We start from the raw sequence: 13,403 nt of genomic DNA on the forward strand, positions 1-13,403 counted from the left end.
GAAAATGTATAGATCAGAATCGTTCCATGCTTACGATGAAGTATTACTTTGTCATTTACTGCTTTCTTATATGCTTCTACTTCCTTATCACTGAATCTGTCATTTTTCCATCTTCAGTAATCCCAAAATGCTCAATATATGCAACCTTTCCATCCTGCTTTATAATAAAATCGGGTGTATATGGTTTGCGCGCGTATGTAATATTATACTGATAAATAGGCTCATACTCATAATCAATATTATTCAAATACAGGAAATTGGCTATTTCAACTTCCTGGTGTGAGCGCAACACTTCATTCTGTATTGTAACTGACTTATTTGTACGAGAATCTATAACCTCCCTTTTAAAATCCTCCAAATCACTTCTCATGGTAGAATAATTTGCTTTAGCTATCTGATTAAAAAAAACATTTAAGTTATCACCTTCATATGGTGCATCAAAGTATGATGCAAAAAACATAATCAGCTTATTAACTACATTTTCATTCTGAATAATAGACCCCCTAAAATAATCCCTTATAACAAAATACAGTTTTGAATTCTCTACGATATTCAACTTTTCATCAGGTGCATTCTTATGAATAATAGCATTTCCTGTTGAATGAAACGTTGCAATAGGGCATTTTATATTCAGATCATCATTTATTTTTTCTTTTAGCTCATTAACCGCCTTATTTGTAAATGACACTACCAAAATCTGAGCCGGATCAACTTTTCTTTTTTCCACAAGATACTTTACCTTGGCTGCTACTGTTGTTGTTTTTCCTGCTCCGGCACCGGCAATAACCAAACAATAATCTTCATCTGTTAATATTACTTTGCGCTGATCATCATCTAATAATATCTTCGGATCTACTGTCTTTAAAATATTATCCAAATATTCTTTTTCTGCCAGCATCTTATTTGAAACAAATATTTCATTGTGCCGGTCAACAAAGCATTCAAAGTTCGAATATAAATCTATACTCTCTTGTACCACTTCCAAATCAACACTATACTTTTTGCAAAACAAATCAAGCATACTACTATTTTTAAGCACTATAAAGAATTCTATTACGTCTTTGTGCTTATGAATCTCGTCTTTATATTCACTCTTTGCAATATATCTATCCGCCTGAAGAATTTCATTCATATACTCACGAAGGCTCAGTAATTGCATGACATTTACATTTTGTTCTGCTGTTATATTTTGCCTTTTGACTTCGATAGTCTTTATCTTTTTAAACAAATCGCGAATAAACCCCATACGTGTACGCCTCCTCCCTATTTTTCCTCATCAATAATCTCTATGTCATCGTGATACCATGTCCACTGAAGCATCAGACCCAAATTATCAGATATACCTGACGGCAATACTGCTTTTAATGGCTTCATTCCAGCACTCACTAAACTCAGCTAAACTTATATATCTATCCATCCGATCCGGACTGATTGCTTTCATAAGAACATTATAACTTGATGCAGACAGTGGCCATCCTTCCTTATCACGTTCGCTATCCGTAAACAAAGAAAATCCCATCTGTCCAATTGTAAAAACATTGGTGATTTCATCTAGAATTTCTCCCAATTTATATTCTTCCGGTGACATAAATCTTGCACTTCCCCACATCTGTCCCATATCGTTGCTGCTTGGACTCTTTCTGAAGAAATCTATATCACAAATATTAGTAGTCTTATTTAATCTGTTGTACATAATACTGCCATCGTAAAAATCAATTGCAACATACCCCATTTTGGCTGTATCAATTAAGAAATCAATAATACTTTGAAAAATAAGTATCTTTTCATCCAAAGGTAAACTCATAATATTTCGATGAGATTCTTCATACATTCTCCCCATGCATTCTCCATCCTGCCACTCAAATATCATAGCAAATCCCTTGCCAATTTCTTCTGAACTAATATACTTAATCAGTGAGGTGTGTTTGATAGAGTCATATACAGGTACTGTTGACTTTAATCTTTCAATTGCTTTAGAAATATCCCCATCATATTCTGCAGTTTGTGCTCCTGCAAATTTGACAAATATTCTTCCTCCTTGACTCTCTATTCCAAAACAAATATTTCCTGAATCTTGGTCATCAAATACTTTAAACACTTTACCATATTTTTTTAAGAAACTAAAGTCAAATTGCTTACCCATTTTGAATTCTATTCCGTCTATCTTTTGATAGTTCACTTATCTTAACCTGATCCTTTCTGTACCTTTTTTCGTATCCATTATATACCCGGCTTTCATTTTCCACTTTACATATTTTCATTCAGCGTAAACCGGTTCTCCGCATCCTGCACAATCTCACCAGTTTTTCGCCCATATTTAAGGCCTCTTTCAACTGCAGCTATCAATGCCGCACTGCTTCTGGCATATCCCATAGTACGAATGGTTTCCCTGACAAGACTGTCCTTTTCCAAAGCCACCTTTTCTCTCAATGTCACGCATACAGCGTTCTTAAGCTCCTGCTGACATATTTCATCCCCAGATCGCTTATCCGCCAAACTGCTGTCATTGCGATACCTCCAATACCTTTCCGGGTTCTGATCCCTGCGCCAGTAGAACTTAACACCGGATTGTTTATTCATCCTTGATGAGGCCTTTTTCAGTGCCTTGTCAGTTGCTTCCAGAGTCTGTGTACTTGAACGCGAAATATTAAATGCCCTAAGAGTCTTCTTAACCAGCTTATCATAGGTAATTGGAGCCTCTGCATCGATGAGCTGCTGCAATTTCTCTGTAATTTGCATCAGGTTTTCCTTCTTAACATAATCCATCGTAGACAGATCTGTCATCTCAACCACTGCAGGTACATATTCCTCTAATCGATAATCCAGTTCCAATTGTTCGGCCTGCGTGATAGTGCTGGCTGCTTCATTCTTTCCGGCAGCCACTTTGACATTAGCAGCCTCGATGACAGGGTTATTAACCACAAAACGTTCTTTCACATCAACCACTGGAATCTGCTCCGCAGCCTGCTTCTCTGTATTTTTTACTGCGTTCTCTACCGGCTCTGCTAATTCTGCATCAGAAGGAATAGCTTCCGTTTCCGCCCTGTCGCTGATTGCATCCTCCAATACATCATTATTCACTGCATCAACCGTGTATTGCTCCTGATACATCTGATATGCAGCTGCTTTCTTTTCCTCAAGAATCTGCATCAGCTTAGACAGTTCCTTATCCCGATTATCCCACCAATCCATCGTCCAGATACGATGCAGCTTCCAGCCAAGTCCGTTAAGAATACTGATCTGTGCCACTTCCCGATCCTTTGTGTTGGAAGACTGACGATAGGATTCTCCATCCAGCATGATACCAAGCAGATATTCTTTCTCATCGTATGGATTGATCACAGCAATATCCACCTTAAACTTAGAATGCCCTACCGCCTTTTGATACTTATAACCGTCATCTGTAATACGCTGGCAGATATGCTCCATGATACCCTGAGAATTTTGAACCCTGGTCTCCACATATTCTCCCTGCAGCCGTCCCTTCTGAGCAAATTCAAGGAAACCTTTCAGCGATTCAACGCCTTTGGATTTTGTGCGTTTCAGATCAATCATATCGGCAGTCATAGTTGTAAATACCACCATCTCCGTTCTTGCGCGGGATACCGCAACGTTCAGCCGCTTCCAGCCGCCATTCTTATTCAGCGGACCAAAATTTAAGGAAAGCTTTCCATCTGCATCCGGACCAAAAGTAATTGAGAACAAGATAACATCACGCTCATCTCCCTGTACATTTTCAAGATTTTTAATGAACATGGTTTCTTCACCAACATTCGCCCACTTATCAAATGCAGCATCCTTCTGATACTCTTCCTGCAGCAAATCCTCAATTAATGTCTGCTGACTGATATTAAATGTAACAACTCCAATCGTCTGATTTATCAATTCCGGCTTCTGATATCTTCTCTTTATCTCAGCAACGATCGCCCTTGCTTCCCCCTCATTCACACGCCCTTTTCCACGGTCAAAAAAACCATCTGCCTTAACCAGGCGCACCCTCTTTTCCCTGTCATTAACTGACGGGAAGGTAAGCATTGAATTCTCATAAAATTCCTGATTGCTGAAAGCGATCAGACTTTCATGTCTGCTGCGATAATGCCAGTGCAGATATGCTGAATGCATGCCAAGTGCCAGACAGTCATCCAGAATACTATCCAGATCCTCAATATCCAAATTATCTTCATCTACCGTATTCCCGGCAAAAAAGCTGGTTGGCGGCATCTGATTCGGATCCCCTACAATAACAGCATTCTTACCACGGGCCAGGACACCTACCGCCTTACAGGTAGGCAGCTGGGATGCCTCGTCAAATATTACAATATCAAACAAATCATTTTCTGCTTTCAGATACTGCGCTGCAGAAATGGGACTCATCAGCATGCATGGGCATAATCTGGTCAGAATGTGCGGAATCTGTTCAAACAACGTTCGCACAGATAAGCCTCTTCCATTGCTGCTGATTGCTCTTCTTAGTATATTGAGCTCCTTGCTAACCTCCACAGAATCATACGATGTCGGAAGCTGATGTGTCAGTTTGCAGAACATCTCATCCTTGGTCAGTTCCATAAATTCCTGATCCAGCTTCTTAAACTGGACAATCTTCTCATTAAATCCAATCCCCGTAAAGCTGTTCAATACCGGTTCTTTCTCAATCACTGCCAGAATTATAGATCTGTAGATAGACCGCAGATAAACTGTCATAACCTCTTCATGAGGCAATCCTGCTTCATAAGCCTCACATACCGGAGCCAGTCCCTGCTCGCGGCACTCAGCAGCAAACTGTCTGTATACAATCCAATCTTTAATCGAAGCGGCATTTTCAAGGATGCATGAACACATCTTAAGACGGCTTTCCATCCAATTCAATTCATCATCCGCAAACTTCAGATTAATCAATGCCGTCGCTTCAGCCTCACCATTCTTCACTGCCTGTAAATCGCCAGGCAGGCTCTGAGCTATTTGAATACAGGGCTTCTGGATTTGAACTGAGAACTGCTCCATCACCTGCAGCTGTTTCTTCACATTTTTCTTATATCCCTGCAATGCAGCTGCAGAAGGATAATCCTGCAATATTTTCTTCCACTCATACGGCAATGCAGCCTCAGCATCGGATATATCCTGCAATTCACGCTGGTAGAATGTAATATCCGTCAGATATACGGGAATCCGCTCCGTTTCTATCTGAAAGGACGCATAAGCCTGCATTTCAGAAGTTAATGCAGCAAATGCTTTCCCTTTACCAAAGAATTTTTTATTAGCCTGGTCATATTTCTCACGAAAAATGTCCATATTCATGCGCAGAAAATTCTCATTCCACTGAGCAAAGAAATCAGCTCTCTTTGCAGAAAATTCAGTTTTATGTTCCAGATACATCATTGGCTCAGAAAATGCCTGGTCAATATCATCAGCCTGCTTCAAAAATACAGGTATCTCCTCTGCTGCAATCACACTTTTGGCATAATTGCAAATATGATTCCATTGGTCTTCCGTTACCGGCGGCTCAATACCCACCAATTCTACAAAGGCCAACACATGATCCCTGAACGTTTCCAGCGCCGAAGCATAAGTACGTACAACACCTTCCAGTTCAAATTTCAGACGTTGATTATATTCAGTCTGCTGAACCGCAGCCAATGGATGGTTATGAGGGTGTCCGATCCCTTTACCGGCAGCAATCAGCCGCTCCAGGCTGTTAACCTTATGATCCAGATCACTCTCTGTAAGCGAGCTTACATAAGCATGATCAAAACGAACGCTCTTCTCCAGCTCCGGAATCATTTCATAAATATCCATCAGCTGACGCAGCGTTTTTCCAAACGGTCTCTTTACATGCAGTGCCTTTGCATAGGCATCCAGATCCCCACGCATTTTCCGAATATCCTGGATTTTCTTATCGTATTCCGTTGTAATACCCCAGACACCAATCTCCAGACCTCTTTTCAGCTGATCCAGCACGGCTTTCTTAGTCGCTTTATTGGAATGAAGCTCCAGACAAAAATCCTGAATACCAAGTGCTGCCAGTCTCTTCTGCACAACCTCAAGTGCAGCCATTTTCTCCGCCACAAAAAGAACCGTCTTCCCCTTTGTAAGCGCATTTGCAACCATTGCTGTAATAGTCTGTGATTTTCCGGTTCCAGGTGGTCCGTGCAGCACAAAACTGACACCTGCTGCTGCCATATTAATTGCCCGCAGCTGTGAGGAATCCACTGTTATCGGCAGATATGCTTCATCCGTATCTACACCCTCGGGTATCTTGCAATCCCAATCTACGGCTCCATTCATCAGACTATGGACTATTTTGTTATTCTTAAGAAAGGCACTATCTGTATGTATATCATTCCACATCACAAACTGTGAAAATGAAAAATTGCCGATAAATCCCGCTTCCACCACATCCCACATAGGAAGATTCATCACTGCATGCCGAATAATCGCAAATATCTTAGGAAGATCCAGTCCATGCTCATCCATTGGCGGCGGATTCAGTCCATAAATTTGCGTGTCGAAGCTCTGTTTTAAAAATTCTAAAAGTGTGATATTAATCTGCGCATCCTCATCACGCATGCGCATTGCATAGCCTTTGCTTGCAGATTTACGAACGATATCAATAGGAACCAATACAATCGGTGCATATCTTACCGTGGCGCTCTTTTTACCTTCAAACCAACGGAGTAAGCCCAATGCAAGATACAGCGTGCTGGCACCATTCTCTTCCATTGACGTTTTTGCTGACCGGTACATCTTGGTCAGACAGCTGTTTAATTCCTTTTCTGTATACAGAGAATGCAGCCGTCGGTGTTTACTCTCCAATGCAATAAAATCCGCAAAAGGGCCCAGCTCTCCCAGTGCTTCTACCGGTACTCCTCCATCACCTGCGATTGTCATATCCGCCGGGCGCGGCATAACCTGGAACTCCTCTCCATCAGACAGGGCATCCTCCAAAATACTCACATCGGAAGACAACAGCGGAACCACCGCCTTCGTCATTCTCATATTAATCAGCATATTTCGTAAACTCAGATCTAAAAGCTTACGCTCCCACTGAGTCAGCTTTGTAACCGTATCCTTCTGTGCTGAATCAGGCAGTTCAAAAGTATCTCCAATCGCTTTCGGTGCATTCGTAACATCCATCTCTTTGCGTTCTTCATGCTGAACTTCAAAGCCAGCTGACGTCTTTACCCGAACCGGAAGGGGCCTTATACCCATGCTTCTGGCGCGCTTCACGTCGATAACAAAAGCAAAATTACCATAATTCGATACTTCGCGTTCTGCCAACGTGACTGCCTCATCAAAACTTCTGCTCTTTCCGGCACACATAGCGGTACATTCAACGACAATCATCTCATGAATGCCCTTGGACATACGTTTTTCCAACTGGGAAGGATCATCCATAATCATGTCCGAAAAAGACTCCTCAAGAAGCCAGACACCGGCGAATATATGGCCCTTCATCATCACCATGACCGAATTCAATCCCATGGCTTCCAGGCATGCCACATAAAGTAACGTCATATCCATGCAGGTTCCCAGATGCTGATCTAACACAGCATCCGCCAGACGTATCCGCTGACCAAACACCTCAAAGCTTGAAGGAGGCTCTGCATAAGTAATGTTTTTCTGTTGAATTGCCGCATACACTGCAGCAGCCATATTTTTAACTCGATTCGGATCCTGGAACTGATATCCGGCAAGAGAAGGATCTTCGGTCCATTTTTCCAGATATTTTGACGCAAGCTGTATTATGCTTGTAACCACAGGATGATTCGGCATAGAAAACGCTGCCAGAAGCTCTGGTGTATACTGAAGTCCCGGCCACTGATCAAAGGCAAGTGCCGTAATAGTTACAGTCTGAGATGCAAGCTGAGTCTCTTCAAAATATATCCCCACTGTAAGCTGGAAGATGTTTCTTTCCGTAAGCGATGCCAGATAACCGGCATTAATCGGAACATTCAGATTCTTAAAATGCAGCTCTTCGTCCGGTTTTATCTTCTCAATGCCAAATTTAAAGTTCTCCACCATTTCAATATTTGCGCTGATTTTAACAACCAGATTATCCAAATCTGCTTCGGAAACATTTTTCACACAAACATCTCTGACAACGTATGCACCGATATGAACGATGGCATAGGTCAGCACATCATCAATTTCGCAAGATAACTGCAAAACATTCTTAGCAGGCATTACCTCTTCCGGCTCTTCCAGCAAAGTGTTCTCCCGTTCCAAATTTTGTTTAAAAAGTGTTCTCTGTTCCACTTTTACTCCCCCAATCTTCATTGTAGTTTATCGAATTAACTACACAAAAGTGTCTCTAAATCCGATATAGATACATCCATACGTTTTGAAGTTTCCTCCATTGACATTCCGGAATCAAGGAAACGCTTCACAACCATTTTCATATTTTCACCTACTTCGATAATATGATCATCCAAATCGTAAAAACGTATAGAGCGTTGTCCCCACCCAGCTTCTTTTATTCCATCACCAATGTATTGAATGTCGTTACGCTGCTCTAATTTAGCAATAAAGCCGTCAAAATCATCTTCCTCAAAATATAACTCCATATTATGAGATTTATTCAATATACTCTCCTTCGGGACACCTAGCATCCAGTCAAATTCCTGTTGCAAAGACAACCCGCCAAAGGAAATATTTATACCATAATCTTGAAAAATCTCAAGTCCAAATAACTCCTGATAGTATTTTTTGGATAGATTTATATCTTTCACCGCAATGCATACACCTTCATATTTCATTTAAATTACCTCCTGTATAATAGTTCCCTGCTGCATTCTAATTTATCACTAAGATAAGTTTACTATATTTCAGATTAACCGTCTATAATAATAGCTTTCTTTTGATGCTAAAATCTGTTCCTGAACATATTTCTCCACAGGGTATAAGTTTTGACTAATATTTTCATTTTTGCTAAAAAGAATGGGTTTTGCCCTGTGGTTCATTTCCACCTGACAAAACCCATTTTTTATACTCATACGGCCTTACCCCGTCCCTATCCAGAAAAAATTTATCCATTTTAATTTCATAGAAACACACTATTTCACAATTATTTCGTTAATAAATTCCAAATAGGTTTCACTCATTTCTGCGATATTAGATGCTATCGGAAGATAACCCCCATTAATTATCAACCTCTTCATGCTCCTTAGCGAATTCGGGATCACGGATGCGACCCACGATTATGATTGCCACAATAAATAAAATAAATGTAAACACAAATGGCAGCCGGCGGTCAATACTTGATAACCACCCTGCAAAATAACCGAATGGTGAAGAAAAAGCAATTGTGAAGGACATAATCAACGCATTAATACGAGCCCGCTCCTCCGGATTAATACTTAGCTGGATCAAGGCATCCTTACGAGGCATGACAAGAGAACCGGCTACTGCCACAACAAAGACATAAATAATAATAAACGGCATATTACCATTCGGTGCCAGTATCAGAAGTATCGCTGCTGCAGCATACAATACCAAACCGCTCCACATAGGGATGCGGAATTTCACGAATTCCAATCGGTGCTGTATTCCTATCAAGAAAATCAACATCACAGCCGCGTTCAAAATCGGAAAAAAAGCCAGATAGCGCGATTCTATACCTAACTCTTGTGTTGCGTACAAACTAAAGAAATTGGTGCTGACCAGATTCGTGATATACAATATCACGGAGACAATAAGTACTTTCATAATCTCTTTATTCTTCAGCACTTTAGGTATCAAATACTTGTATTCATATAACATCCGTGAAACAGGGGTATCTTTAGTCTCAGCCATTCGGATCTTGCCTTGCCGGGTTTCTTTACAATACCGAAAAGTAACAATTACCTTAATCAGCATATTCACAGCGAAAACCAAATATAAAACCCGGACAACCGGAACCACAGTAAAGGAATTGATCAGCAATCCAGAAATCGGTGCAAAAAAGATTGCAATCAATCCGCCGATATTCACCCAAGTATATATTCCCAATAAATCTTTGGGTTCCGCATCTTCAATCAATAAGCAATACCATGCGGTCTGGTTAATCTGCTCAAAGCTGTTGAATAAAACTGCAATTAAAAAGAGCCAGAAGTTACCCGATATGCTCCATATCAGGCAAGCAACAGTCCAACCAAAGAAATCACCCATCATGGTTGTAAATTTTCGCCCCATCTTATCTGTTATGATGCCGCCAAAGAAGGAAAAGAACACCTGAACAAACATGGAAATAGACAAAATCAGTCCGATTTGTACGTCCGTTATTCCCTGTGAGTACATATATAGTGTGGCAAAAGGTGCGATCAGATTATATGGAATACCCCATAGCGGCTCCATTAATATCAGAGTTCTTGGATTTCCTTTGTTATGTTTTAATAATTCTATAAGCGGGTGTTTTCGCAAAGATTTTGTTTTTTGTGCTGTGTTCACAGTTTTCTCCATTCTATGTATGTTTATCACTTTATTATTCTAAGAACAAACATCATTAATTTGTGCAACAAACCGCTGCACAATTACTCAATTTCCTTTTTCTGTCGTTCTAAAGCCGATTTACGCACAATTACTTCTGCACAGACCAACCCCTCTATATGTTCCGCAGTTTCATTAGTGAGCAGAAAGAACATTCCGTCATTACGGCATTTTTTATGTACATCTCCATTCATGGTATAAACAAAACCTTTCACACAAGTAGGGCTGCAGGCATTAGAGTCAATAAGTCTCTTACAATCACGAGAATCAGTCATTTTCTTTTTCATATCATCCGGCAGAGACGCGATTACATCCTCATACTTTTCGGCATTGTCACCATAAATCCGTGCCAAAATACCCGCTTTACGAAACACCCAATTCATTACTGTTTTCTTCTCAACTTGATAGGAAGCAGCGTAACCATTTTTTACGTCCTTGATTACAAGGTCACAGCCCTGTTCTATGAGTTTGTCATTAAGTTTCTCCACAAACCCCTGGTGTTCCGGCGCAACTGCCGATAGGAACGCTTGGAATGAAGCCTTTTCTTTTACCATTATCTTTCCCGCCTCCAAAATTTAATTTATCTTTCAGCTAAACCTTATTTATTAGTATCTGGATGTTTGGCTTCCGCCGTGTGTCTGTGAATAGCCCACTGCATCTTATTCTGCACAGTCTGAAAAAACGTCTGGTGGTCTTTGCGTACTTATCATAATCGAAACCCGTGGCATACAAATCTGTAATTTTCTGATAGAATTTATGCACAGAAAGGCGAATCTCACGGATATTTTGCAACTGTCACGCAAAGTATTAATCCGTGAACATATGTCCTTTTTGGAGGCGATCCTTATCCATCGTCCAGCCCTGAATGGTGTAATCCTTGACAATTTGCCCAGACTATTTAGGAAAACGGACTGCGCGGTCATTATTGACCTTAAAACCAACAGCGCTAATCATCTGGAGATTATAATGAACCACAAAATCCCTCAACCAGCCTGGAATCAACCTTTCCGCACCAGCAGTACGACGGTTTCAACATGCCCAGTCCAGGCAAACATATCCACACCCCAACTCCCCTTACATCCATACCCTTTCTTCGTCAAATACTCTAAATCCCTGCCTAACGTCTCCGGGTTACAGGAAACATAAACCACTCTCTCAGGCCCCATCTGCACCATAGAATCCATAAATTCTTCTGTACTTCCGCTTCTTGGCGGATCCATAAATACCACGTCTGCTTTTTCGCCCTGAGCTGCCATATCCGCCATGAAATTCCCTGCATCGGCACAGTAAAATCTTACATTCTCTATCTCATTGCGCTTGGCATTGGTTACTGCATCACGGACTGCATCTTTGTTTAACTCCACGCCAATTACCTGCTTTGCTTTCTTGCTTGCAATTAATCCGATTGTTCCAATGCCGCAATATGCATCAATTACCAGTTCATTTCCCGTAAGACCTGCTGCATCAATAGCTTTTTTGTACAGAACTTCCGTCTGTACGGGATTCACCTGATAGAAGGATTTTGAAGAGATGCGGAATGTACAGCCGCAGAGTATATCCTCGATGTAGCCTTTACCAAACAGTGTTTTTTCCTTATCTCCAAGGACCATACTGGTTCCTCTGGCATTTACATTCTGGATAATGGTCGTAATCTCCGGATGAAGTTTGCGTATCGCGCCGACAAAATTGTTTTTGGAAGGGAATACCGGGGAGGCGGTCACCAGTACCACCATGATTTCGTTCGTGGTAAATCCACGTTTTACAAGCACATGGCGAAGGAGTCCATATCCCGTATCCTCGTCATATGTTCTTATTTTAAATGATTTTAAAAGTCCCCGGATACTCTGAATAATTTCATCTGCTTTCTGATCCTCGATCATACAGGATTCTATTGGAACCACATTGTGCGTCCCCGCCTGGTATACACCACAGATGGGATTCCCTCTTTTATCCCTGTCAAATACTGCGTGAACCTTATTTCGGTAATGGTAAGGGTTTTCCATTCCAATCACAGCATTTACTTTACAGAACTTTCCAATCCATTTCCTGATTTCTTTTTCTTTTAATTTTAATTGCTCCTGGTAAGAAATTCCCTGATACTGACAGCCACCGCATTTTTTAGAAACAGGGCATATCTCCATACCATTTACCTTTTTTAAATCACTTTGTTTCTTTTCTCCAGATTGACCCCTTTTACTATTTTTTCTTCCTTCCCCGCTATCTCCGAATTTTCTTTTTTGCTTATTTTCCGACGCCGCTCCAGGTTTCCGACTTTCCCTATTTCCCGACACCGCTCCAGGTTTCCGACTTTCCCTATTTCCCGTCTCCGTTCCAGGTTTTCTATTTTCTCTATTTCCCGACGCTGCTCCAGGTTTTCTATTTTCTCTATTTCCTAACTCTGCTCCAGAATTTCTACTTCCTCTATTTCCTGACTCTGTCCCAGAATTTCTACTTCCTCTATTTCCACTCTCCGTTCCAGGTTTTCTATTTTCTCTATTTCCCGTCACCGCTCCAGGTTTTCTATTTTCTCTATTTAACGACTCCGTTTCTGGTTTTCTACTTCCTCTATTTCCCGGCTCTGCCCCAGAATTTCTACTTCCTCTATTTCCCGGCTCTGCTCCCAATTTTCTACTTTCCCTATTATCATCCCGACCAGCTTTCGGCTTTTTACTATGCCAATCTTCCCGGCTTACTCCTGATACCCTGCTCTGTCTATCTTCTTCCCGTCCTGGTCTTGATTTTCTATTATTCTTGTCCCCTTTAAAAGCATCATCTCTTTTTGCCATATCAGCTTTCTTCTTCCCTGACTTGCCTTTTTCAAAACTTTTCCCTTCCTTATTCTGATAATCCTTCCGGCCATCCGTCTTTTTCATTTCTCTTTTTTGCGTTCCTGTCTTCACAAATTCACCTGTTATCTTTCTATTGTTTTTAATTTTCTATTG

The 13,403-nt window shown here is 40.9% G+C and carries 7 protein-coding genes and 1 pseudogene; all 8 read right to left on the reverse strand.

The features are described from left to right. Positions 1-76: 76 nt before the first annotated feature. The gene (locus CD03_RS38595; RefSeq protein WP_242849106.1) at positions 77-1,246 is read right to left on the reverse strand and encodes a UvrD-helicase domain-containing protein; all 1,170 of its coding nucleotides are present in this window, start codon (positions 1,244-1,246) and stop codon (positions 77-79) included. An 87-nt stretch (positions 1,247-1,333) separates the two neighbouring features. Further along, positions 1,334-2,179 (reverse strand): hypothetical protein, encoded by an 846-nt coding sequence (locus tag CD03_RS0116310; protein ID WP_027294570.1) that lies wholly within the window; start codon positions 2,177-2,179, stop codon positions 1,334-1,336. Positions 2,180-2,247: 68 nt separating this feature from the next. After that, positions 2,248-8,253, reverse strand: coding sequence for a DUF4011 domain-containing protein (locus tag CD03_RS33745; protein ID WP_242849107.1), 6,006 nt, complete (start codon positions 8,251-8,253; stop codon positions 2,248-2,250). Positions 8,254-8,288: 35 nt separating this feature from the next. After that, entirely contained in the window at positions 8,289-8,753 is a 465-nt protein-coding gene (locus CD03_RS0116320; protein ID WP_027294571.1) for a VOC family protein, read from the reverse strand. 382 nt (positions 8,754-9,135) lie between these two features. Further along, positions 9,136-10,422, reverse strand: a complete 1,287-nt coding sequence (locus CD03_RS0116335) for an MFS transporter (RefSeq protein ID WP_044289429.1) — start codon at positions 10,420-10,422, stop codon at positions 9,136-9,138. An 83-nt stretch (positions 10,423-10,505) separates the two neighbouring features. Further along, positions 10,506-11,015, reverse strand: a complete 510-nt coding sequence (locus tag CD03_RS0116340; protein ID WP_027294573.1) for a hypothetical protein — start codon at positions 11,013-11,015, stop codon at positions 10,506-10,508. 74 nt (positions 11,016-11,089) lie between these two features. Further along, positions 11,090-11,430 (reverse strand): annotated as a pseudogene (rhuM, locus tag CD03_RS39540) (RhuM family protein); the annotation flags it as partial. Between the two features lie 29 nt (positions 11,431-11,459). Beyond that, complete coding sequence (rlmD, locus tag CD03_RS33750) at positions 11,460-13,334, reverse strand: 23S rRNA (uracil(1939)-C(5))-methyltransferase RlmD (protein WP_242849108.1); 1,875 nt, start codon at positions 13,332-13,334, stop codon at positions 11,460-11,462. Between the last annotated feature and the right edge of the window lie 69 nt (positions 13,335-13,403).

This window comes from Robinsoniella sp. KNHs210, assembly GCF_000686105.1.
GTDB classification, from domain to species: domain Bacteria; phylum Bacillota; class Clostridia; order Lachnospirales; family Lachnospiraceae; genus Robinsoniella; species Robinsoniella peoriensis.